Annotated in this window: 19 protein-coding genes; 10 read left to right on the top strand and 9 right to left on the bottom strand. The window is 73.6% G+C overall.

Features of this window, described 5'->3' with window-relative positions; genetic code table 11:
- Nucleotides 1–22: 22 nt before the first annotated feature.
- The 3 genes from ACIGXE_RS02415 to ACIGXE_RS02405 all read left to right on the top strand — a co-directional run bounded on the left by ACIGXE_RS02415 (nucleotide 23) and on the right by ACIGXE_RS02405 (nucleotide 5,518).
- The gene (locus tag ACIGXE_RS02415; RefSeq protein ID WP_399741792.1) at nucleotides 23–1,462 is read left to right on the top strand and encodes an FGGY family carbohydrate kinase; all 1,440 of its coding nucleotides are present in this window, start codon (nucleotides 23–25) and stop codon (nucleotides 1,460–1,462) included.
- Nucleotides 1,463–1,859: 397 nt separating this feature from the next.
- Nucleotides 1,860–3,593, top strand: coding sequence for an ABC transporter ATP-binding protein (locus ACIGXE_RS02410; RefSeq protein ID WP_399741789.1), 1,734 nt, complete (start codon nucleotides 1,860–1,862; stop codon nucleotides 3,591–3,593).
- Nucleotides 3,593–5,518 carry an ABC transporter ATP-binding protein gene (locus ACIGXE_RS02405; RefSeq protein WP_399741786.1) on the top strand — a complete coding sequence of 642 codons (1,926 nt, stop codon included), beginning with the start codon at nucleotides 3,593–3,595 and terminating at the stop codon, nucleotides 5,516–5,518. Before ACIGXE_RS02410 ends, ACIGXE_RS02405 begins: the two co-directional genes overlap by 1 nt.
- Before the next feature lie 88 nt (nucleotides 5,519–5,606).
- On the opposite strand, the gene ACIGXE_RS02400 is transcribed toward ACIGXE_RS02405, so the two are convergent.
- From ACIGXE_RS02400 to ACIGXE_RS02375, 6 genes are all read right to left on the bottom strand, one after another.
- Nucleotides 5,607–6,671 (bottom strand): RNA polymerase sigma factor, encoded by a 1,065-nt coding sequence (locus ACIGXE_RS02400; protein WP_399741783.1) that lies wholly within the window; start codon nucleotides 6,669–6,671, stop codon nucleotides 5,607–5,609.
- Between the two features lie 164 nt (nucleotides 6,672–6,835).
- Nucleotides 6,836–8,734, bottom strand: a complete 1,899-nt coding sequence (gene dnaG, locus ACIGXE_RS02395) for a DNA primase (RefSeq protein WP_399741780.1) — start codon at nucleotides 8,732–8,734, stop codon at nucleotides 6,836–6,838.
- A 36-nt stretch (nucleotides 8,735–8,770) separates the two neighbouring features.
- Nucleotides 8,771–10,033 (bottom strand): NAD(P)/FAD-dependent oxidoreductase, encoded by a 1,263-nt coding sequence (locus ACIGXE_RS02390; RefSeq protein ID WP_399741777.1) that lies wholly within the window; start codon nucleotides 10,031–10,033, stop codon nucleotides 8,771–8,773.
- Nucleotides 10,034–10,205: 172 nt separating this feature from the next.
- Nucleotides 10,206–11,561, bottom strand: a complete 1,356-nt coding sequence (locus ACIGXE_RS02385) for a deoxyguanosinetriphosphate triphosphohydrolase (RefSeq protein ID WP_399741774.1) — start codon at nucleotides 11,559–11,561, stop codon at nucleotides 10,206–10,208.
- A 36-nt stretch (nucleotides 11,562–11,597) separates the two neighbouring features.
- Complete coding sequence (locus tag ACIGXE_RS02380) at nucleotides 11,598–12,491, bottom strand: sirohydrochlorin chelatase (RefSeq protein WP_399741771.1); 894 nt, start codon at nucleotides 12,489–12,491, stop codon at nucleotides 11,598–11,600.
- Nucleotides 12,492–12,581: 90 nt separating this feature from the next.
- Nucleotides 12,582–13,283 (bottom strand): hypothetical protein, encoded by a 702-nt coding sequence (locus ACIGXE_RS02375; protein ID WP_399741768.1) that lies wholly within the window; start codon nucleotides 13,281–13,283, stop codon nucleotides 12,582–12,584.
- A 75-nt stretch (nucleotides 13,284–13,358) separates the two neighbouring features.
- Between ACIGXE_RS02375 and ACIGXE_RS02370 the strand changes: the two genes are divergently transcribed.
- The 3 genes from ACIGXE_RS02370 to ACIGXE_RS02360 all read left to right on the top strand — a co-directional run bounded on the left by ACIGXE_RS02370 (nucleotide 13,359) and on the right by ACIGXE_RS02360 (nucleotide 16,992).
- Entirely contained in the window at nucleotides 13,359–14,084 is a 726-nt protein-coding gene (locus ACIGXE_RS02370; RefSeq protein ID WP_399741765.1) for an aquaporin, read from the top strand.
- A 31-nt stretch (nucleotides 14,085–14,115) separates the two neighbouring features.
- Complete coding sequence (locus ACIGXE_RS02365) at nucleotides 14,116–14,805, top strand: vancomycin high temperature exclusion protein (protein WP_399741762.1); 690 nt, start codon at nucleotides 14,116–14,118, stop codon at nucleotides 14,803–14,805.
- Nucleotides 14,806–14,877: 72 nt separating this feature from the next.
- Nucleotides 14,878–16,992, top strand: a complete 2,115-nt coding sequence (locus ACIGXE_RS02360) for a molybdopterin oxidoreductase family protein (protein WP_399741759.1) — start codon at nucleotides 14,878–14,880, stop codon at nucleotides 16,990–16,992.
- Here the strand turns inward: ACIGXE_RS02360 and cutA are convergent.
- Together cutA and ACIGXE_RS02350 are read right to left on the bottom strand one after the other, a co-directional pair.
- Nucleotides 16,979–17,698 (bottom strand): divalent cation tolerance protein CutA, encoded by a 720-nt coding sequence (gene cutA, locus ACIGXE_RS02355; RefSeq protein WP_399741756.1) that lies wholly within the window; start codon nucleotides 17,696–17,698, stop codon nucleotides 16,979–16,981. The two genes, ACIGXE_RS02360 and cutA, sit on opposite strands and share 14 nt — an antisense overlap.
- Nucleotides 17,699–17,886: 188 nt before the next feature.
- Nucleotides 17,887–18,474 (bottom strand): NADPH-dependent FMN reductase, encoded by a 588-nt coding sequence (locus ACIGXE_RS02350; protein ID WP_399741753.1) that lies wholly within the window; start codon nucleotides 18,472–18,474, stop codon nucleotides 17,887–17,889.
- A gap of 68 nt (nucleotides 18,475–18,542) precedes the next feature.
- On the opposite strand from ACIGXE_RS02350, the gene ACIGXE_RS02345 reads away from it, so the two are divergent.
- The 3 genes from ACIGXE_RS02345 to ACIGXE_RS02335 all read left to right on the top strand — a co-directional run bounded on the left by ACIGXE_RS02345 (nucleotide 18,543) and on the right by ACIGXE_RS02335 (nucleotide 20,818).
- Nucleotides 18,543–19,331 carry an aminotransferase class IV gene (locus tag ACIGXE_RS02345; RefSeq protein ID WP_399741749.1) on the top strand — a complete coding sequence of 263 codons (789 nt, stop codon included), beginning with the start codon at nucleotides 18,543–18,545 and terminating at the stop codon, nucleotides 19,329–19,331.
- Nucleotides 19,332–19,560: 229 nt separating this feature from the next.
- A complete protein-coding gene (locus ACIGXE_RS02340; protein ID WP_399741746.1) occupies nucleotides 19,561–20,115 on the top strand; it encodes a hypothetical protein in 555 nt (184 codons plus the stop codon).
- A gap of 73 nt (nucleotides 20,116–20,188) precedes the next feature.
- Nucleotides 20,189–20,818 (top strand): class F sortase, encoded by a 630-nt coding sequence (locus tag ACIGXE_RS02335; protein WP_399741743.1) that lies wholly within the window; start codon nucleotides 20,189–20,191, stop codon nucleotides 20,816–20,818.
- A gap of 19 nt (nucleotides 20,819–20,837) precedes the next feature.
- Here the strand turns inward: ACIGXE_RS02335 and ACIGXE_RS02330 are convergent, their stop codons facing one another.
- Nucleotides 20,838–21,623 (bottom strand): sulfite exporter TauE/SafE family protein, encoded by a 786-nt coding sequence (locus ACIGXE_RS02330; protein WP_399741740.1) that lies wholly within the window; start codon nucleotides 21,621–21,623, stop codon nucleotides 20,838–20,840.
- A 273-nt stretch (nucleotides 21,624–21,896) separates the two neighbouring features.
- Here ACIGXE_RS02330 and ACIGXE_RS02325 point away from each other — a divergent pair, with 273 nt between their 5' ends.
- Nucleotides 21,897–23,108 (top strand): NAD(P)/FAD-dependent oxidoreductase, encoded by a 1,212-nt coding sequence (locus ACIGXE_RS02325; RefSeq protein WP_399741738.1) that lies wholly within the window; start codon nucleotides 21,897–21,899, stop codon nucleotides 23,106–23,108.
- Nucleotide 23,109: the final 1 nt, after the last annotated feature.

Genomic DNA, 23,109 nt, shown 5'->3' with positions numbered 1-23,109 from the left:
AAGTACGGCAGAATCATGTGCCATGGGGATAGTCGCCGGTCTGGACAGCTCTTCGGACTCCACTCGCATCGTCGTCTGTGATGCCGACACGGGTGCCGTGCTGCGGCAGGGTCATGCCGCGCATCCCGTCGAGCCCAAGTCCACCGACGTCGACCCACAGGCCTGGCTGCTCTCCCTCGGGGAGGCCGCGACCGGCGGGCTGCTCGAGGGCGTGCAGGCCATCGGCGTGTCCGCGCAGGGCCACGGGCTCGTGCCGCTCGACGCCCAGGGCGGCCTCGTACGGCCCGCCCTCGTCGGCAACGACAAGCGCGCCCAGGTCGCCGCGGCCGACCTCGTCGAGGCACTCGGCGGGCGTCAGGCGTGGACCGAGGCGGTCGGGACCGTGCCGACCGCCGGGCTGCCCGTCGCGAAGCTCCGCTGGCTCGCCCGCACCGAGCCCGAGCACGCCCAGCGCGTCGCGACGGTCCTCCAGCCGCACGACTGGCTGGTCTGGCAGCTGCTCGGCCGGCCCGCGCGCCGCACCACCGACCGCGGTGCCGCCTCCGGGACCGGGTACTGGTCGGCACGGACCGGGGTGTACCGGCCCGATCTCGTCGAGCTGGCGCTCGGGCATCAGGCCGCGCTGCCCGAGGTGCTCGGGCCCGCCGACGCCGCCGGCACCACGCCCGAGGGGCTGCTGATCTCCGCCGGGACCGGAGAGACCATGGCCGCCGCCCTCGGCCTCGGGCTCGGCATCGGGGACGCCGTGGTCTCCCTGGGCGCCTCCGGCTCCGTCATGGCCGTCCACCACGAGGCGCTCGCCGACCCGGACGGCATGATCACCTCCTTCGCCGACGCCGCCGGCACGCACCTGCCGGTCGTCCACACCTCCAACGCCGTACGGGCCCTGCGCGGGACCGCCGAGATGCTCGGCGTGGAGTCCCTGGAGGAACTCTCCGCGCTCGCCCTCAAGTCGACCCCCGGCTCCTCCGGGCTCGTCCTGCTGCCCTACCTCGAAGGCGAGCGGACCCCGCGCCTGCCGCACACCGCCGGCACCCTCTCCGGGCTCCGCCGCGAGTCGATGAAGCCCGAGCACCTCGCCCGGGCCTCCTTCGAGGGGATGCTCTGCTCGCTCGCCGACGCCATGGACGTGCTGCGCGGGCGGGGCGTCGCCGTACGGCGGGTCTTCCTGCTCGGCGCCGCCGCCGGGCTGCCCGCCGTCCAGGTCATCGCCCCCACCGTCTTCGGCGCCCAGGTCGTCGTCCCGCAGCCGGCCGAGTACGCGGCGCTCGGCGCCGCCCGCCAGGCCGCCTGGGCGCTCGGGGTCTCCCAGGGCACGCTCTCCCCTGCCGTTCCGCCGGCCTGGCAGGGCGCCGCCGCCCAGGTCTTCGAGCCGGGCGAGGAGCTCGCCGTCGGCCAGGCCGTGCGCCAGCAGTACACCGCCACCCGGGAGCAGATCCACCCCGGGGCGTTCGCCTCCTGACCCTCGGCAGGCGGATCGCCACGCACGGCGGCTGGGGGGTCGCGGCGCCCGGCGGCAGGGGGAGCCCCGGCCCGCGCCGGGGACTCCGGCCGCAGGCTCGCGGCGCCCGCCCGGGACACCGACCCAAGGTTCGCGCCGCCCCGCCCCGGACGACCAACAGGCGGGCTCGCCGCGCACGCGGGGCGGGGCGCTCGTGGCGTCCGCCCGGGACCCCCGCCGAAAGTTCGCGCCGCCCCGCCCCGGACGCCGCCAGTTGGGCTCGCGCCTCGCGCCGGCAGGGCCCTCGTCGCGCCCGCCCAGGCCGTCGTCCCCGGGTTCGTAAAGACTTCTTCAGGCCACCTCGCGCGCCCGCAAAACGAGTCGTAACGTCTCGGGAGCGCGGGCGATAGTAGAACCCGTGCTCATAAGACTTCTCCGAACCCACCTCAGGCCTTACAGGAAACCCATCGGACTGCTGGTGCTGCTGCAGTTGCTGCAGACCAGCGCCACCCTCTATCTGCCGACCCTGAACGCGGACATCATCGACAACGGTGTCGTGAACGGGGACACCGGTTACATCCTGCGGTTCGGCGCGCTGATGATCGGCGTGTCCGTCGTGCAGGTCGTCTGCAACATCGGGGCCGTGTACTTCGGGGCGCGGACCGCCTCCGCGCTCGGGCGGGACGTCCGTGCCGCGGTCTTCGAGCGGGTGCAGTCCTTCTCGGCCCGGGAGGTCGGAAACTTCGGCGCGCCGTCGCTGATCACCCGCACGACCAACGACGTGCAGCAGGTCCAGATGCTGGTCCTGATGGCGTTCACCCTGATGGTCTCCGCGCCGATCATGTGCGTCGGCGGCATCGTGATGGCGCTCAGCCTGGACGTGCCGCTGTCGGCCGTGCTGATCGCGGTGGTGCCGGTGCTGGGCATCGCGGTCTCGCTGATCGTGCGGAGGATGCGGCCGCTGTTCCGGACCATGCAGACGCGGCTGGACACGGTGAACCGGGTGCTGCGCGAGCAGATCACCGGCAACCGGGTCATCCGCGCCTTCGTGAAGGACGCCTACGAGCGTGAGCGGTTCGAGGGGTCCAACGCCGAGCTGACCGAGGTGTCGATGGCCACCGGGCGCCTGATGGCGCTGATGTTCCCGACCGTGATGACGGTCGTGAACGTGTCGTCGATCGCCGTCGTCTGGTTCGGCGCGCACCGCATCGACAGCGGGGACATGGAGATCGGCGCGCTGACCGCCTTCCTCGCGTATCTGATGCAGATCGTGATGGCCGTGATGATGGCCACCTTCATGTTCATGATGGTGCCGCGGGCCGAGGTGTGCGCCGAGCGCATCGAGGAGGTGCTCGCCACCGAGTCCAGCGTCGTTCCGCCGGCCGAGCCGGTCGGCACCCTCGCCCGGCGCGGGCACCTGGAGCTGCGGGGCGCGGACTTTAGGTACCCGGGCGCCGAGGAGTCGGTCCTGCGGGACGTCGAGCTGGTCGCCCGGCCGGGCGAGACCACCGCGATCATCGGCTCGACCGGCAGCGGCAAGTCGACGCTGCTCGGGCTGGTGCCGCGGCTGTTCGACGTGACCGACGGCGAGGTGCTGGTCGACGGCGTGGACGTACGGAAGCTGGAACCCGCGCTGATGGCGCGGACGGTCGGACTCGTGCCGCAGAAGCCGTACCTGTTCTCCGGGACCGTCGCGACCAACCTGCGGTACGGGAACCCGGACGCGACCGACGAGGACCTGTGGCACGCCCTGGAGGTGGCCCAGGCCAAGGACTTCGTCTCGAAGCTGGAGGGCGGGCTCAACGCCCCCATCGCCCAGGGCGGCACGAACGTGTCCGGCGGTCAGCGGCAGCGGCTCGCGATCGCCCGCACGCTGGTGCAGAAGCCGGAGATCTATCTCTTCGACGACTCCTTCTCCGCGCTCGACTACGAGACGGACGCGCTGCTGCGGGCCGCGCTCGCCGAGGAGACGGCCGACTCGACGGTGGTGATCGTCGCCCAGCGGGTGTCGACCATCCGGGACGCCGACCGGATCGTGGTCCTCGACGAGGGCCGGGTCGTCGGCACCGGGCGGCACCACGAGCTGATGGCGGAGAACGAGACGTACCGGGAGATCGTGCTCTCCCAGCTGACCGAGGCGGAGGCAGCCTGATGGCCGGTCCACGTATGCCGATGGCCGGGGGCGGCCCGGACTCGAAGTCGATGGACTTCAAGGGCTCCGGCAAGCGGCTGCTGAAGCAGCTGGCGCCGGAGCGGGGCTCGCTGTGGGTGATGCTGCTCGCCGGTGTGCTGTCGGTGGCGGCCTCGGTGGTCGGGCCGAAGATCCTCGGCCGGGCGACCGACCTGGTCTTCGCGGGGGTGGTCGGGCGGCAGATGCCCGAGGGCGCCACGAAGCAGCAGGCCCTGGACGCGCTGCGCGCCAAGGGCGACGGCGGGATGGCGGACATGCTCGCCGGGGTGGACTTCACCCCGGGCCAGGGCATCGACTTCTCGGCGGTCGGCGAGGTCCTGGGTCTGGCGCTGGCCGTGTACGTGCTCGCGGGCCTGCTGATGCTGGTCTCGACGCGCATGTCGATCAAGGTGATCAACCGGACGGTCTACCGGATGCGCGAGGACGTCCAGGCGAAGCTGGCCCGGCTGCCCCTGTCGTACTTCGACAAGGCCAAGCGCGGCGAGGTGCTGTCCCGGGCGACCAACGACATCGACAACATCTCGCAGACCCTCCAGCAGTCGATGGGCCAGCTGATCAACTCGCTGCTCACGATCGTCGGCGTGCTGGCGATGATGTTCTGGATCTCGCCGCTGCTCGCCCTGGTGGCGCTGGTCACGGTGCCGCTGTCGGTGGTCGTGGCGACGAGGATCGGCAAGCGTTCGCAGCCGCACTTCGTGCAGCAGTGGAAGTCCACGGGCCGGCTCAACGCGCACGTCGAGGAGATGTACACCGGCCACACGCTGGTGAAGGTCTTCGGCCGGCAGGAGGAGTCCGCGAAGGACTTCCACGAGCAGAACGAGGCGCTGTACGAGGCCGGGTTCAAGGCGCAGTTCAACAGCGGTGTCATGCAGCCGGTAATGTTCTTCGTCTCGAACCTGAACTACGTCCTGGTGGCCGTGGTCGGCGGTCTGCGGGTGGCGACCGGCAGTCTGTCCATCGGTGACGTGCAGGCCTTCATCCAGTACTCCCGGCAGTTCTCGATGCCGCTGACGCAGGTCGCCTCGATGGCGAACCTGGTGCAGTCCGGTGTCGCCTCCGCCGAGCGGATCTTCGAGCTGCTCGACGCGGCGGAGCAGGAGCCGGACGCGCCGGTGAGCGAGCGGCCGAGCGAGCTCAAGGGCCGGGTCGCGCTGGAGAACGTGGCCTTCCGTTACGAAAAGGACAAGCCGCTGATCGAGGACCTGACCCTCAAGGTGGAGCCGGGGCACACGGTCGCGATCGTGGGCCCGACCGGCGCGGGCAAGACCACCCTGGTGAACCTCCTCATGCGGTTCTACGAGGTGACGGGCGGGCGCATCACCCTCGACGGGGTCGACATCGCGAAGATGTCCCGCGAGGACCTGCGCTCCGGCATCGGCATGGTCCTCCAGGACACCTGGCTGTTCGGCGGCACCATCGCCGACAACATCGCCTACGGCGCGACGCGCGAGGTGAGCCGGGCGGAGATCGAGGAGGCGGCGCGGGCCGCGCACGCGGACCGCTTCATCCGCACCCTGCCGGACGGCTACGACACGGTCATCGACGACGAGGGCGCGGGCGTCAGCGCCGGCGAGAAGCAGCTGATCACCATCGCGCGGGCGTTCCTGTCCGACCCGGTGATCCTGGTCCTCGACGAGGCGACCAGCTCGGTCGACACCCGCACCGAGGTCCTGATCCAGAAGGCGATGGCCCGACTGGCCCACGGGCGCACGTCGTTCGTGATCGCGCACCGCCTCTCCACCATCCGGGACGCGGACGTGATCCTGGTGATGGAGAACGGCTCGATCGTCGAACAGGGCACGCACGAGGAGCTGTTGGCGGCGGGCGGCGCCTATGCCCGGCTGTACGCGGCGCAGTTCGCGCAGGCGGTCGTCGAGGTCGACTGACCGGCGGACCGGCCTCGTGTGATCGACGTGCCGTGACCCGTGCCGCGTGACGTGCGGGACGGGTCACTCGCGCCGCCGGGGAGGCCGGCTAGTCGAGATAACCGCGCAGCTGGTCCGCGTAGGCGTGGTCCCGCAGTTTGTTGAGGGTCTTGGACTCGATCTGGCGGATGCGTTCGCGGGTCACGCCGAAGAGCTGTCCGATCTCCTCCAGGGTGCGGGGCCGGCCGTCGTCGAGGCCGTAGCGCAGCTGGACCACCTTGCGTTCGCGTTCGCCGAGGGTGGAGAGCACGGCCTCCAGGTGTTCGCGGAGCAGCAGGAAGGCGGCGGACTCGACGGGGGAGGCGGCGTCGCCGTCCTCGATGAGGTCGCCGAGGGCGACGTCCTCCTCCTCGCCGACGGGGGCGTGCAGGGAGACGGGTTCCTGGGCGAGGCGGAGGACCTCGCCGACCCGCTCGGGGGCCAGGTCGAGCTGGGCGGCGACCTCTTCGGCGGTGGGTTCGTAGCCGCGCTCCTGGAGCATCCGGCGCTGGACGCGGACGACCCGGTTGATGAGTTCGACGACGTGCACGGGGACGCGGATGGTCCGGGCCTGGTCGGCGAGGGCCCGGGACATGGCCTGGCGGATCCACCAGGTCGCGTAGGTGGAGAACTTGTAGCCGCGCGCGTAGTCGAACTTCTCCACGGCCCTGATGAGGCCGAGGTTGCCCTCCTGGACCAGGTCGAGCATGGTGAGGCCGCGGCCCACGTAGCGTTTGGCGACGGAGACGACGAGCCGCAGGTTCGCCTCGATGAGCTTGCGCTTGGCGATCCGGCCGAGGACCACGAGCCGGTCCAGGTCGAGCGCCAACCGGGTGTCCAGGTCGGGGGTGTTGGCGAGCTTCTCCTCGGCGAAGAGACCGGCCTCGACGCGCCGGGCGAGCTCGACCTCCTCCTCCGCGGTGAGCAGCGGGACCCGGCCTATCTCGCGCAGGTACTGGCGGAAGAGGTCGGACGAGGGCCCGTTGCCGCCGAGGTCGGCGACGCGGCGCCGCCGTTCGGGGACCTCCTGGACCTCGGTCTCCGGATCGGACTCCGGCTCCGGTTGTTCCTCCACGGCCACCAGCTCCACCGGCGCGGGCTCGGACAGGGCGAGGGTCTGGGTCTGGGTCTGCACGGGGGGCGACCTCCAGGGGGGTGGGTGATCGCTGCCGGTTCGGGGGCGTACGGGGCAGCGGGACGGCACCGTGACCCAGTGTGGGGTACGACACATCACCGCCACGAGGGGCGTGCGGTGACTTTTTGAGTTCGTCGCGTGACCGAACGTAGGCCGGACCGACGTCAGAGGGCCGCGGCCCCGTGGTTGCGCAGCGACTGGCCGTACTGGGTGAGCACCCACAGCTCGTTCTGCACGGCCGAGAGCTGGGCCGGGTCGCCGTGGGCGCCGAGGCGGGCCAGGGTGCCCTGGACGTCGCGGATGCGGCGGTCGACGGCGCGGAGGCGGACGGTGACGAGCTGGTCGCCGGCGTAGGCCTCGTCGACGTTCTTGGCGAAGATCGCCTCGACGGCGAGTTCGGTGACGAGGGCGCGGACGGTGTCGTCGGGCGCGGCCTCGCGGACCGCGTCGAGGTAGTCGGCGGGGGCGCCGGTGGTGCCGCCGGCGTCCTGGATGCACTGGCGGACGGCCGCGTAGGGCGGGGCGGTGAACTCGTCGATCCCGTAGGCGTCGAAGGCCGGGGAGACCAGTTCGGGGCGCTGGAGGGCGAGCTTGAGGAGTTCGCGCTCGGTGCGGTGGGCGGGGCTGCGCAGGTTGAGCGCGGGCCCGGCGGGCGCGGTGGGCGCCTGGATCTGTCCGACGTCGTGGCGGCGCCGCTCGGGTCCCGCGGGGCCGGGGCCGCGGCCGCCGCGGTCACGCTGCCAGCGGGCGATCTGGGCGACGCGCTGGACGACGAAGCGCTCGTCGAGGATGCCGACCATGCCGGCGAGCTGGACGGCGACCTCGTGCTGGGAGGCCAGGTTCTTGATCTTCGCGACGACCGGGGCGGCCTCGTCGAGGGCGGCGGCGCGGCCGGCCGGGGTCTCCAGGTCGTAGCGGCCGACGATCTGGCGCAGCGCGAACTCGAAGAGCGGGGTGCGCGGCTCGACCAGGTCGGCCACGGCCTCGTCGCCCTTCGCGAGGCGCAGCTCGCAGGGGTCCATGCCGTCGGGGGCGATGGCGATGTAGGTCTCGGCGGCGAACTTCTGGTCGTCCTCGAAGGCGCGCAGGGCGGCCTTCTGGCCGGCGGCGTCGCCGTCGAAGGTGAAGATCACCCGGGCCGAGCCGTTGTCCATGAGGAGGCGGCGCAGGATCTTGATGTGGTCGCCGCCGAAGGCGGTGCCGCAGGTGGCGATGGCGGTGGTGACGCCGGCCAGGTGGCAGGCCATGACGTCGGTGTAGCCCTCGACGACGACGGCGCGGCTGACCTTGGCGATGTCCTTCTTGGCCAGGTCGATGCCGTAGAGCACCTGGGACTTCTTGTAGATCGGCGTCTCGGGGGTGTTGAGGTACTTGGGCCCGTTGTCGTCCTCGCGCAGCTTGCGGGCGCCGAAGCCGACGACGTCGCCGCCGACGTCCTTGATCGGCCACATGAGCCGGCCGCGGAAGCGGTCGATGGGGCCGCGGCGGCCGTCCTGGGAGAGGCCGGAGAGGATCAGTTCGCGGTCGGTGAAGCCCTTGCCGCGCAGGAAGCGGGTGAGATGGTCCCAGCCGACCGGGGAGTAGCCGACGCCGAAGTGCTCGGCGGCGGCCTGGTCGAAGCCGCGCTCGGCGAGGAACCGGCGGCCGATCTCGGCCTCGGCGGAGCCGAGTTGGTCGGCGTAGAACCGGGCGGCGATCTGGTGTGCCTCGACCAGGCGGGTGCGTTCGCCGCGCTGGTGGCCGGGGTTGTAGCCGCCTTCCTCGTAGCGCAGGGTGATGCCCGCCTTGGCGGCGAGGCGCTCGACCGTCTCCGAGAAGGAGAGGTGGTCGATCTTCATCACGAAGGCGATGGTGTCGCCGCCCTCCTGGCAGCCGAAGCAGTGGAAGAGTCCCTTGCTGGGGCTGACCTGGAAGGAGGGCGACTTCTCGTCGTGGAAGGGGCAGAGGCCCTTGAGGTTGCCGCCGCCCGCGTTGCGGAGCTGGAGGTACTCGGACACGACGGCGTCGATCGGGACCGCGTCCCGTACCGCCTTCACGTCATCGTCGTTGATCCTGCCGGCCACGCATGAATGATACGGGGGTGGCCGGTGCGGCCGGGCTCAGGAAGCCAGGTCCTCCAGGGGCACCGAGGGGTCCGCCAGCCGCTCCGGGTCCACCTGGGCGCGGGACCGGATCAGCTTCTGGATCGGCTCTGTGACGTCCCACACATTCACGTTCATGCCGGCGACGACCCGGCCCTCGTTCAGCCAGAAGGCGATGAACTCGCGCTTGCCGACGTCCCCGCGGCAGACGACCTGGTCGTACGAGCCGGCCGGCGCCCAGCCCGAGTACTCCATGCCGAGGTCGTACTGGTCGGAGAAGAAGTACGGGACGCGGTCGTAGGAGACGTGCCGGCCGAGCATGGCGCGGGCGGCGGCCGGGCCGCCGTTGAGGGCGTTGGCCCAGTGCTCGACGCGGATGCGCCGGTGCAGGGACGGGTGGTGGGCGGCGGCGACGTCGCCCGCGGCGAAGACGTCGGGGTCGGAGGTGCGCAGCGACTCGTCGACGGCGATGCCGCCGCCGTCGGCGCGGTCGACGAGGGCGAGGCCGGAGTTCTCGGCGAGCGCGGTGCGGGGGGCGGCGCCGATGGCGACGAGGACGGCGTGCGCGGGGTGCTCCTCGCCGTCGTGGGTGCGGGCGGCGAGGACCATGCCGTCCTGGCCGACGATCTCGGCGAGCCGGGCGCCGAAGCGGAAGCGGACGCCGTGCTCGGTGTGCAGGTCGGTGAAGAGCTGGCCGAGCTCGGGGCCGAGGACCCGGTACAGCGGGGTGGGGTCGGCCTCGACGACGGTGACCTCGGCGCCGTACGAACGGGCCGCGGCGGCGACCTCCAGGCCGATCCAGCCGGCGCCGGCGATCACCAGGTGCCCGTTGTCGCGGCCGAGGTTCCTGAGCTCGTCACGGAGCCGCTCGGAGTGGGCGAGCCGGCGCAGGTGGTGCACGCCCGCGAGGTCGGTGCCGGGGATGTCGAGGCGGCGCGGCTCGGCGCCGGTGGCCAGCAGCAGCTTGTCGTAGCGGATGACGGTGCCGTCGCCGAGGCGGACGGTGCGGGCCTCGCGGTCGATGGCGGTGACGGGCTGGCCGAGGTGCAGTTCGACGTCGTTCTGCGCGTACCAGGAGGCCTCGTGGACGAAGGCGGAGTCCCGCTCCTGCTTGCCGAGGAGGTAGCCCTTCGACAGCGGGGGCCGCTCGTAGGGGTGCTCGCGTTCGTCGCAGATGAGGATCACCCGCCCGTTGAACCCCTCGGAGCGGAGCGTCTCCGCCGCCTTGGCGCCGGCCAGGCCCCCGCCGACGATGACAAAGGTCTGATCTGCGTCGACCACGTTGATTCCTCCTCGTTGCGACCGGTTCCCTACGCTACGCCCCCGGGTGCGGCCCGGGCCGTACCGCCTCGGGCCGTGCATGCGAGGGTCCCGCACCGGCCGGGCCGGCGAAAGAGGGCGAACGGCCCGGCCTGATCCGGGAGGGACACCCGGGACACGCCCGGGACACGCCCTAACCGCGCGGGGTGCGCAGCCGGGCGTGCAGGGTGCGGGCGGAGGCGTCGGTGAGGGAGGCGATCTGGTCGACGATCACCCGCTTGCGGGAACGGTCGTCCGGCGCGCTGACGAACAGGGCGCGGAACTGGGGTTCGAGCCCTTCGGGGGCGCGGGCGGCCAGCGCCTCGGCGAGCTCGGCGACGACGATGCGCTGGTCGGCGCGGAGCGCCTCCTGCTCGGCGCGCTGCATCACGTACCGGTCGGCGACGGCCTTGAGGACGGCGCACTCGTTGCGGGTCTCGCGGGGGACGACGAGCTCGGCGTCGTAGCGGGTGAGCCGGCCGGAGCCGTAGGCCTGGCGGGTGGCGCCCTCGGCGGCGAGGCAGAAGCGTCCGATGAGCTGGCTGGTGGCGTCCTTGAGCCGGGCCTGGGCGGCGGCGGAGCCGTCGTAGCCGTGCGGCCACCACTCCTGGTCGACGAGCCGGTCGAGGGCGTCGGCGAGCTCCTGCGGGTCGGTGTCCTCCGGTACGTAGCGGCCGAGGGCGACGGCCCAGATGTCGGCGCGCTCAGGTGCGGCGAGGAGCATGCCGGGGTCGATGTGTCCGGCGTGCAGGCCGTCCTCGAAGTCGTGCACGGAGTAGGCCACGTCGTCGGACCAGTCCATGACCTGGGCCTCGAAGCACTTGCGGTGGGCGGGGGCGCCGGCCCGGATCCACGCGAAGACGGGCAGGTCGTCCTCGTAGACGCCGAACTTGGGCGAGCCGGGGTCGGTGGGGTGGCCGCCGCGGGGCCAGGGGTACTTGGTGGCGGCGTCGAGGGCGGCGCGGGTGAGGTTGAGGCCGACGCTGACCGGTTCGCCGGTGACAGGGTCGGCGGTGAAGCGCTTGGGCTCGATCCGGGTGAGCAGGCGCAGCGACTGGGCGTTGCCCTCGAAGCCGCCGCAGTCCTTGGCGACGTCGTTGAGGGCCTGCTCCCCGTTGTGCCCGAAGGGCGGGTGTCCCATGTCGTGGGCGAGGCAGGCGGCTTCGACGAGGTCGGGGTCGCAGCCGAGGGCGGCGCCGAGCTCCCGGCCGACCTGGGCGCATTCGAGGGAGTGGGTGAGCCGGGTGCGGGGACTGGCGTCCCAGGCGTGGGAGGGGGTCTCCCCCGCCTGGGCGGAGCCGAAGGCCAGGGGGAGGGTGCCGGGGGTGACGACCTGGGTCTTGCCGGCGAGTCTGCGCAGTGCGGCGGAGTGCAGGACGCGGGCCCGGTCGCGCTGGAAGGCGGTGCGTCCGGGGCGTTTGTCGGGCTCTGCGGCCCAGCGTTCGGTGGCGGTCTCGTCGTAGCCGGGGGTGTCGGTGCCGGTGCTGTCGGGGTCTGCGATGCCTTCCATAGTCCCGAAGGTAACGGGAGGGACGGACGGAACGGGTCAGATGGCGGCGAGTTCTCGCCGTGCGGCGGACACGGCGGGCCGCAGGGCCTCGTCGTAGCGGTGCAGGACCAGCCGGGCGAGGGCGGGGTGGGCGCCGAGCGGGTCGGCGGCCAGCCACGGGGCGTGGGCGGCGGCGCGGGCGGCGAAGAGGCCGGGGGCGGTGAAGCAGGAGGCGACGGCGATGCGGTGGCGGCCGCGGGCCGCGAGGGCGCGGACGGCCTCGGGGACGGTGGGCGCGGCGGCGGAGGCGTAGGCGGGGACGACGGGCACTCCGCCGAGGCGTTCGCCGAGCCGGCCGGCGATCCGGCGGACGGCGGCGGCGGACTCGGGGTCGCGGGAGCCGGCGGTGGCGAGGACCACGCCGGTGGCGGCCGAGCGGCCGTCCTCGGGGGTCCAGCCGGCTTCGGCGAGCCGGTCGGCGAGGGCCTCGACGAGGAGGGGGTGCGGGCCGAGCGGCTCGGCGATCCGGGCCCGCAGGGAGGGGGCGGCGGCGACGGCCGCGGGCAGGTCGTGCTTGACGTGGTAGCCGCGGGCGAAGAGGAGGGGGACGAGAACGGCGCCGGGCGCGTCGCCGGCCGGGCCGAACGTCTCGGCGGGACCGGCGAGTTCGGCCAGGCCCGCGAGGGTGTCGCCGAGCAGGGGCGCGTCGAGCTCGATGTGGGCGAGCCGCACGTCGAGTCCGGGGCGCAGGTCCCGCACGCGGTCGAGGAGCAGCCGGAGGGTGGCGGCGGCGCGCGGGTCGCGGCTGCCGTGACCGACGGCTATCAGCGTCGGCGCGGCGCCCGGCCCCACCGGGCGGACCCGGCGGAGCCGGGCGCCCAGCTGGGTTCCGACGCGGCCGAGCAGGTCGGCGCTGCTGTCGCACATGAGGTCCGGCTCCTGCGTCGTCATGCGCCGATCCTGCCGGGGTCACGTTGCCTGGCCGTTTCGCTTGGGTCACGGGTGTTTGCCGTGGCCTCACGGCGGGCCGGGCCGCTCGTGTCAGACGGCGAGCCAGACCCGCAGGTGCCCGATCGCCTCGAAGCCCTCGGCCAGGGCCGCGTCGAGGTCGTCGCCCGACTCGTAGCCGACGACGGGGAGGCCGGGGGCGGCCGCGGCGAGGGCGCCGGACCAGGCGTAGGAGGCGGGGACCCCGTCGGCGGTGAACAGGTTGGAGACGCCGGTGACGCCGGCGGACTCGGTGAGGACGGCACCGCCGAGGATCCGGCCGTCCCCGTCGTGGCCCGCGACGATCGTGGTCGTCGGGTCGGCGAGGAGTCCGGGGCGGAAGAGCTCCGCCTCCTCGGCGTCGCCGCCGCTCCAGGCGAGGGCCCAGGCCGCGAGTTCGGCGGGGCTGGTGACCGGGCGGAAGCCGGCGGTGACGGGGCGGCCGGGGAGACCGGCCGGGCGGTGGATCCACCGGGCCTCGAAGAGCGGTCGGAAGCCTTCGGCCGCCAGATCGAGGCGGGCGTGGCTGTCCTTGACGGAGGCTCCGGCGGACCGGTCGACGCCGGCCAGGACGTCCCCGACCTCGGCGTCCTCCGAGAGGCTGACCGCGTCCGGGTAGTAGAGCGGGGTGCGCCGCGGGTTGGTCCAGGCGCGGGGGCCGAAGGAGCCGGGCAGGCCGTGGGCGCGGCACATGGTGTCGCACCAGTCGGCGTTGTTGCGGACTGCTGCCGCGAGGAGGGTGGCTTTGTCGATCACCCACGGATCGTACGGATGTCTCATCCCTCCCCTCCCCTCTTTTTTCGTTCCGAATCACGGAATATCTTTTCCACTATGAGAATGTCCCCTGCGCCGCTCCCCCGGCGCGCGCTCGCCGAGTTCACCGGCACCGCCGCCCTGGTCGCCGTCATCGTCGGTTCCGGCATCCGTGCCGACTCCCTCAGCCAGGACATCGGCGTCCGGCTGCTCGCCAACGCCGCCGCCTCCGCCATCGGTCTCGGCCTGCTCATCGCCCTCATCGGCCCGCTGTCCGGCGCCCACTTCAACCCGGTCGTCACCCTCTCCGAGTGGTGGTCCCGCCGCTCGGCGGGGCGCGGGCGCGAGGCCGTCGCCTACATCGGCGCCCAGCTCGGCGGCGCCGTCGCGGGCGCGCTGCTCGCCGAGGCGATGTTCGGGCGGGCGCCCGGCGCGGCGCTCGCCACCGAGCAGCGGGCCGAGCTGCACCTGCTGCTCGGCGAGGCGGTCGCCACCGCCGGGCTCGTCCTCGTCGTGCAGGGCCTGGGCCGCATCGGCCGCCCCTCGCTCGCCCCGGTGGCCGTCGCCGGCTACATCGGCGCGGCGATCTGGTTCACCTCCTCCGGCTCCTTCGCCAATCCGGCCGCCACCCTCGGCCGCGCCTTCTCCGACTCCTTCACCGGCATCGCGCCCGGCTCCGTGCCCGCCTTCGCCGCCGCCCAGCTCCTCGGCATGCTGCTCGGCATGGCCCTGTCCGCACTGCTGTACGGAACGGACCGGGCCACGAGCGAACCGAAGGCCGCCGAACAGCGTCGAACGGAGTGACCACTCCTTCCCGACCACGGAGGTCCACCTGATGCGCGGCGTCCGCCTGCCCCGCCTCCCCCGCACCACCCGGGGCCGCCGCCGCGCCGTCCAGGCCGTCATGCTGGGCGCCGTCCTCGCCCTCGCCCCCGCCACCTGGATGCACCTCAGCGCCGACGACCGGCTGCGCACCACGGCCGACGTGCCCGCCCAGGACGTCGCGGTCGTGTTCGGCGCCGGCCTCTGGAAGGGCCGTCCCACCCCGTACCTGGCGCACCGCCTCGACGCCGCCGCCGAGCTCTACCGCACGGGCAAGGTCAAGGTCCTGCTCGTCACCGGCGACAACAGCCGCACCGAGTACGACGAGCCCAGCGCGATGCGGACGTACCTCGCGCAGCGCGGGGTGCCCGAAGGCCGGGTCGTCAGCGACTACGCGGGCTTCGACACCTGGGACTCCTGCGTCCGCGCCAAGAAGATCTTCGGGGTGGACCGGGCCGTCCTCGTCACCCAGGACTTCCACATCAAGCGGGCCGTCGCCCTGTGCGGGGCGGCGGGCGTGGACTCGTACGGCGTCGGGGTCGGCGAACCCCACGACGCCACCTGGTACTACGGCACCACCCGGGAGCTCGCGGCCGCCGGGAAGGCCGCCCTCGACGCGGCCCTGCGCCCCGACCCGCACTTCCTCGGCGCCCGCGAGGACGGCGTGACGAAGGCGCTCGCCTCACCCGGCGCGGACCGTTGATCTGAGCGCAGGGCATCCTCCCCGTAATGCGGCACGACCCCGCCCGTAACACGCCCGTCGCATCCTCGGGTCATGTCAGAGGTCACCACCGTTCCCACGCACTGTCCCTACTGCGCCCTCCAGTGCGGCATGAACCTGCGCGCCGGGGGCACCGGGGAGCTCCCCGTCGAGGTGGTCGACCGGCCCGACTTCCCCGTCAACCGGGGCGCGCTGTGCGGCAAGGGCCGCACCGCCCCGGCCGTGCTCTCCTCCCGGGTCAGGCTCACCGAGCCCCTGGTCCGTTGCCCTGACACAGGGGTGCTGAAGCCCGCCACCTGGGAGGAGGCACTCGCCGCCGTCGCCGACGGGCTGCGCCGGACCCGCGCCGACCACGGTGCCGATGCCGTGGGGGTCTTCGGCGGCGGCGGCCTCACCAACGAGAAGGCCTACACGCTCGGAAAGTTCGCCCGGCTCGTGCTCGGCACCTCGCAGATCGACTACAACGGGCGCTTCTGCATGTCCTCCGCCGCGGCCGCCCACCAGCGGGCCTTCGGCCTCGACCGGGGACTCCCCTTCCCGCTGGAGGACATCCCGCGGACCGGCTGCGTCATCCTGGTCGGCTCCAACCTCGCCGAGACCATGCCCCCCGCCCTGCGCTACCTCACCGAGCTCAAGGAGAACGGCGGCAAGCTGATCGTCGTCGACCCGCGCCGCACCCGCACCGCCGAGCAGGCCGACCTGCACCTCGCCCCGCGCCCCGGGACCGACCTGGCGCTCGCCCTCGGGATGCTGCACCTCGTGGTCGCCGAGGGCCGGGTCGACGAGGACTTCGTCCGCGAGCGGACCACCGGCTGGGAGGGCGCCCGGGCCGGGGCCATGTCCCACTGGCCCGAGCACGTGGAGCGGATCACCGGCGTCGCCGTGCCGCGGCTGCGCGAGGCGGTCCGCATGTTCGCCGAGGCGGAGAGCGGCATGGTGCTCACGGCCCGCGGCCCGGAACAGCAGTCCAAGGGCACCGACACCGTCGGCGCCTGGATCAACCTGTGCCTGGCCACCGGAAAGGCCGGCCGGCCGCTCAGCGGCTACGGCTGCCTCACCGGCCAGGGCAACGGGCAGGGCGGCCGCGAGCACGGCCAGAAGGCCGACCAGCTCCCCGGCTACCGCAAGCTCGACGACCCGGCCGCCCGCGCGCACGTCGCCGGGGTGTGGGGCGTCGACCCCGACACCCTGCCCGGCCCCGGGCGGAGCGCGTACGAGCTGCTCGACGCCCTCGGCGGCGACGTGAAGGCGCTGCTGCTCATGGGCTCCAACCCGGTCGTGTCGGCGCCGCGCGCCGCACACGTCGAGGAGCGGATCCGCTCCCTGGACTTCCTGGCCGTCGCCGACGTCGTCCTCTCCGAGACCGCCGAACTCGCCGACGTGGTCCTGCCGGTGACCCAGTGGGCCGAGGAGACCGGCACCACCACCAACCTGGAGGGCCGGGTGCTGCTGCGCCGCAAGGCCCTCACGCCGCCGCCGGGGGTCCGCAGCGACCTGGAGGTGATGCACGGGCTCGCGGCGCTGCTCGGCCGGGAGAAGGGCTTCCCGACCGACCCCGAGGAGGTCTTCGAGGAACTGCGGCGCGCCTCGGCGGGCGGCCCGGCGGACTACGCGGGCATCAGCTACCGGCGGATCGAGGAGGAACAGGGCGTGTACTGGCCCTGCGCCGACGAGAGCGACCCCGGCACCCCGCGCCTCTTCCTCGACCGCTTCGCCACGCCCGACGGACGGGCCCGGTTCGTGCCGGTCGTGCACCGGGCGGCGGCGGAGGAGACCGACGCCGAGTACCCGGTGGTGCTGACGACCGGACGGGTGGTCTCGCAGTACCAGTCGGGGGCGCAGACCCGGCGGGTCGCCGAGCTGAACGCGGCCGCGCCCGGCTCCTTCGTGGAGCTCCATCCCCGGCTCGCCGAGCGGATCGGGGTCGCGGACGGCGAGCCCGTGGCGGTGGTGTCGCGGCGCGGCCGGGCGGTGGCGCCGGCCCGGGTCACGACCGCGATCCGCCCGGACACCGTCTTCATGCCCTTCCACTGGCCGGGCGAGGGCCGGGCCAACACCCTGACGAACGCGGCGCTCGACCCGGTCTCGCGGATGCCGGAGTTCAAGGTGTGCGCGGTCCGCCTGGAGCCGGCGGGCAGGCCCGCCGGGACACCGGCTACGGCCGGCTGAACCAGTCGCCGCTCTCGATGACCGGGCCGAGGGGCGCGTCCGGTCCCGCCAGGAACACCCAGGCGGAGACCCGCGCCCCGTCCCGTAGCCGTACGACGTCCCTGGCCACCCGCTCGTACCCGACGGGCAGCTCCAGCCGGTCGAGCAGCCCGAACAGTTCGCCGTACGCGCCGGGCGCGGGCGTCAGCAGGGTGCCGACCACCTGGCCCCCGTCCGCCGGAACGGCGTACGGGTAGCCCGGCCCGTCGTACAGGACCGCGCCGTGCATCACGGCCTCCGCCTCCATGCCGATGCGGCCGGCGAGGAACCGGTCGTGGTTGTACGCGCCCGGGCGCAGCGTCCCGTACATGAAGAACGGCAGCTCCTCGTCGGCCGGCCCCTCGAGCTCCGGGACCGGCGTGGTCTCCCGCTCGACCCAGCGGGCGTAGTCCGCGCTGACCCGGGCCACCCGGGTGGCGAGGATCTCGGGCGTCTCGTAGTCGTGGGCGGCGAGCAGGTGCGCCTCCAGGGCCGTGTAGCGGGCCTCGGTGGTCTTGAGCACCACCTCCCACTCCTCGGCGGTCTCGATCGCGCCCTGCCAGTGGTACACGGAGGTGACGGGCCCCGAGATCTGCGCGCAGGCGGCGAGCCGGGCCTCGACGGCGCCGCGCGCCAGGGCGTCGGCCTTCGCGCGCGCGTCGGTGGTGGTGCGGACGGTGACGATCACGCCTCCACCGTACGGGCGAACCGGGCCGCGTGCAGCCGGGCGTGCGCCCCTCGTCTCGCGCGCCGCGCCGGGGCCGACGTCGGCGGCGGCGGTGCCGCCGGCCGGCCGCGCGCGGCCCCGTCGGGGAGGCGCCCCGCCGGGGGACGCGCCCCGTCGGGGATGCGCCCGCCCGTCACCTCGTGGAGCCGTCAGCCGGCGTACGGACGCACCGACTTGGCGTCCTTGAGCGCGCGGGCCCACCAGCCGAGCTGGTCGAGCATGGTCTTGGCGGCGGTGTCGGGCCCGGTGGGGTCCTTCGGCGTGCCGTCCTCGTCGAACAGGCCGTGGGCCAGGTGGAAGGAGACGGTGTCGCGGACGGTGACGGCGTGCATCTCGGCGAAGACCTGGCGGAGCTGCTCGACGGCGCGCAGGCCGCCGGAGATGCCGCCGTAGGAGACGAAGCCGACGGGCTTGGCCTGCCATTCGGTGAAGTGCCAGTCGATCAGGGACTTGAGGGCGGCGGGGAAGGAGTGGTTGTACTCGGGGGTGAGCACGACGAAGGCGTCCGCCTCGGCCAGGACCGGGCTGACCTTGGCGAGTTCGGCCCGGACGGCGGGGCCGGGCCGGTGCGAGAGGGCGGTGGGCAGGTCGACGTCGGCGAGGTCGACGACCTGGGTGGTGAAGTCGTCGCGTTCGGCGGTGCGGGCGGTGAACCAGTCGGCGACGACGGGACCGAAGCGGCCCTCGCGGTTGCTGGCGACGATGACGGCGAGACGGAGCGGGTTCGTGATGTCCATGGCGAGGATGGTGGTACCTCGACCTTGGTCGAGGTCAAGCCCGGATCCGCGGGCATACGGTGGACCCCATGACCACGCCTGACCAGAAGCCCGAAGAGACGGTCCCCGCCCTGCACATCGAGGTCGACGGCGTCCCCGTCGCCGACCCGGAGCTCCTCGCGACCGTGATGAGCGGCTACGGGCACTTCACCGCGATGCAGGTGCGCGACGGGCGGGTGCGGGGCCTCGGCCTGCACCTGGACCGGCTCGACCGGGCCACCCGCGAGCTGTTCGGCCGGCCCCTGGAGGCCGACCGGGTCCGCCGGCAGCTCGCCGGGGCGCTCGCGGCGGCGGGCCGGCGGGACGCGTCCGCGCGGGTGTACGTGTACGAGGGCGCCCGCACGCTCGTGACCGTACGGGCCCCGTTCCCGGACGACCGGGCGCCCTGGTCGCTGAAGTCTGTCCCGTACTGGCGCCCGGCCGCCCACATCAAGCACCTGGGCGGCTTCGGCCAGGCCTTCCACGGGGACGCGGCCCGCCGGGCGGGCTTCGACGAGGCCCTGCTCACCGGCGGCCCGGACGCCGAGATCGCCGAGGGCGCGGTGACCAACATCGCCTTCTGGGACGGCACTTCGGTGATCTGGCCGTCGGCGCCCTGCCTCGCCGGCATCACCATGGGGCTGCTCGCCCCGCGGCTGCCGTCCGTGACCCGCCGGGTGGCCCTGGCGGACGTGCCGTCCTTCCGCTCGGCCTTCGTGGCGAACTCGCGCGGCATCTCCCCGGTCTCCCTGATCGACGACGTCGAGCTCGTGGTCGACGAGGAGCTGATGGAGCGGGTGTACGCGGCGTACGAGGAGACGCCCTGGGAGGCGATCTGACCGTCCCCCGACGGCGGGGGCGGTCACCCGTTCGGCACGGACCGTCAGCTGACGCCGAGAAATGCGGCCCGACCTGCGAGAACGTCCGGAATCCAGCCGACGCGCCGTATCGGACGGAGTAATTCTGATCCTCCATCAGCAGGCGGCGGGCCGGGCCACGCATTTATCTCGGTCCTACGGAAGAACGTCCCGCTTCCGGCTCAGACGTCCGCGCGCCCCGGAGGACCCCATGCGCCGCAACCCCGCCCGACTGCTCACCGGTACCGCGCTCACGATCGTCGCGCTCGGCGCCTTCGCCGCTCCCGCGGCGCTCGCGACCGAAGGACACGGCGACAACGACGGACACGGCAACAGCTCCGGACACGGCTCCCAGGCACTGGAGATCTTCCCCTCCTCGGCCGACCCTGGCACCACGGTCACCGTGAACACCCTCGCCTGCGGCTCCCACGGCCACGGCGTGGGCGACGCGAACTCGCTCGGCGCGGGCGAGTTCCAGCTCCACCCCAGCACCCACAAGGAGGTCGTGGTCGGCCAGTTCACGGTGCCGCACCACGTCAAGGCGGGTACCTACGGGATCAGTGTCGCCTGCGACAACGGCAGGACGGCCCGCGGTGACCTCGTCGTCCGGCACAAGAGCCCCAGCGGCCATGTGCAAACCGGTGTCGGCGGCAGTGTGGGCCCCGACACCGCCCAGGTCACGGCGGGCGTGGCGGTGCTGGCCGCGGCCGCCGTCGGCGGCACCTGGCTCCTGCGGCGCCGGGCGAGCGGCGCGCAGGACGGCTGACGGTACCGCCCGCGTCCTGCCCCCGCCGCGCGCCCGCTGACGGCCCGGCGGGGGCAGGACCACACCCGGAGGGATGACGTCCGTGAGCAACAGCAGGAAGGGCTGGGGCATAGCCGCCGCGGCCTGCGCGGGCCTCTGGATGATCCATGACGGCTCCGGCGAGGTCACCCCGCCCGTGCCCTCGGCCGCCCAGGCCTTCGCCGCCGGGCCGAGCGTCCACACCGACGCCGCCGCCGACCCGCTGTCGCCCTCCGCCCCGCTGCGGCTGCGCATCCCCGAGATCGACGTGGACGCGCCCCTGACGGACCTCGGGCTCGCCCCGGACGGCTCGCTGGAGGTGCCGCCGGCCGCCGACCGCAATCTGGCCGGGTGGTACGGGAACGGCACCACGCCCGGCGCGAAGGGCACCGCGATCGTCGCGGGCCACGTCGACAACGCGCGGGGACCTGCCGTCTTCTACGCGCTGGGCGCCCTGAAGAAGGGGCACCGGATCGAGGTGGACCGAAAGGACGGCCGTACCGCCGTGTTCACGATCGACGCGATCGAGGTCTACGCCAAGGACCGCTTCCCCGACGCCAAGGTGTACGGGGAGGCCGACCGGGCCGAGATCCGGGTGATCACCTGCGGCGGCGCCTTCTCCCGGCAGTCCGGCGGCTACCAGGGCAACGTCGTCGCCTTCGGGCACCTCATCGGGGTGAGGTAGCGGGCGCGCCGGCCCGCCGTCACGCCCACTGGTCGAAGGCGAGCTTCGCGACCAGCGAGAAGACGACCACGAGCAGCACCCCGCGCACGAACTCGGAGCCCTTCCGCAGCGCCATCCGCGCGCCGACCATGCCGCCGGCCAGGTTGAAGACCGCCATGACCGCGGCGAGCAGCCACATCACGTGCCCCTGGTAGGCGAACATCGCGAGCGCGCCCGCGTTGGTGCAGACGTTGACGATCTTCGCGGTGGCGGAGGCCGTCACCAGGTCCAGGTGGAGCACGGCGGTCAGGGCGAGCACGAGGAAGGTGCCGGTGCCCGGCCCGAAGAGACCGTCGTAGAAGCCGATCCCGCCGCCGACCACCACGATCGCGGTGACGACCCGGGCCCGGGTGAGCGCCGGCCGCTCCGCGCCCTCGGGGCGGGTGCCGAAGGACGGCCGGAACATGACGAAGCCGGCGACCCCGAGCAGCACGACCATGATCACCGGGCGCAGCACCTCGCTGCTGATCCCGGCGGCGAAGAAGGCGCCGCCCATCGAGCCGGCAAGCGCCGCGAGCCCGATGCGCACCGCCGTGCCGACCTGGACGGGCGCCTTGCGCACATAGGTGACGGCCGCGCCGGAGGTGCCGACGATGGCGACGGCCTTGTTGGTGCCGAGGATCTGCGCGGCCGGCAGGTGCGGCAGGCCGAGCAGCAGCGCGGGCAGCAGGAGCAGTCCGCCACCCCCGACCACGGCGTCGATCCAGCCGGCGGCCAGGGCCGCGAGGCAGAGCAGAGCGAGAGTGGTCAGGGATATGTCAGGCATGCCGTGAGCCTAGAGCCCGGGTGCGTGCGTCAGCCATCGATCCCGGGAGTCTTGAGCTACGTCTGAGCTTGCCGCCCCGGGCCCTACGCGCCGGCCGGGGCCTCGCGCACACCGCCGACCGGGGGTCTCGCGCGGCCGCCCCGCCGGCCGGGGCCCTCCCGTATACCGCCGGACGAGGCCTCACAGCGCGGCCCGTCTACGGTGAGGTCAGCGTTCCGTACGGGAAACAGCCGGGATCCCGTCGGGTAACACCCGCCGCGCACGCTTCCGGGTATGAGTACACGGATCGTGGTGGTCGGGGGCGGAACGGCGGGCGCCCGGCTCGCCCAGCGCCTGCCGGTCACCCTCCTCGGCGAGGAGCCGCACACGCCGTACAACCGGCTGCTGCTCGCGGACGTCCTCGCCGGCCGTTACGGCCCCGAGGTCATCGCGCTGCCCGAGGCGCGTGAGCCGGCCCGGCTCGGCGCGCGGGCGGTGCGGATCGACCGCGCGGCCCGCACGGTGGAGTGCGCGGACGGCTCCCTGGTGCCCTACGACCGACTGGTCCTCGCGACCGGTTCGGCGCCGGTGCTGCCGCCGCTGCGCGGACTGCGCGGGGCGGAGCTGCCCTCCGGGGTCCACCCCTTCCGCACCCTCGACGACTGCCTGGCCCTGCGGGAGCTGGTACGGCCCGGGGTGCGGGCGGTCGTCATCGGCGGCGGCCTCCTCGGCGTCTCGGCGGCCCGGGCGCTCGCGGCGCTCGGCGCCGAGGTGATGCTCACGCAGCAGGGCGAGCGCCTCATGGAGCGCCAGCTCGACGAGGACTCCTCGGCCCTGCTCCGGACGCACATGGAGGAACTGGGCGTCGAGGTGCACACCGAGTGCCGGGTGAGCGGTCTGCGGCAGCGGGACGGCGCCGTCACCGCGGTCGAGCTCGCCGACGGCTTCGTCCTCGACGCGCAGGTCGTCGTCCTGGCCTGCGGGGTCCGCCCCCGCGTGGCGCTGGCCCGCGAGGCCGGTCTGGACATCCGCACCGGGGTCGTGGTCGATGACGAGCTGCGCACCTCGGACCCGCACATCCACGCGATCGGCGACTGCGCCGAGCACGCCGGGCGCGTGTACGGCCTGGCCGGGCCCGCGCTCGACCAGGCCGACGTCCTGGCCGATCTGCTCGGCGCCGAGCGGACCGGCGGCCCCGCCCCCGCGGACCGCCCCCGCTACACCGGCACCCGGGCGCTCACCCGGCTCACCCTCGGCGGCCCCGAGTCGCTGGACCTGGCGGCGTTCGGCGAGACCACCCCGGCCCCCGGCGACGACGTCGTGCAGCTCACGGACGCGACCCGGCGGGCCTACCGGAAGGTCGTCGTCCGTGGCGACCGGCTCGTCGGCGGCGTGCTCCTCGGCGATCTCGCCGCGGTCGGCACGCTCGCCCGGGCCTGGGAGGGCGACGAGGCCCTGCCCGACGCCCCCCTGCTGCACCTGCTCACCCACGACGGAGGCTCCTGAC

Origin of the sequence: Streptomyces sp. NPDC053431 (assembly GCF_044544925.1) — a bacterium.
Classification (GTDB): Bacteria; Actinomycetota; Actinomycetes; order Streptomycetales; family Streptomycetaceae; genus Streptomyces.
This window is presented reverse-complemented; position numbering and strand designations above follow the sequence as displayed.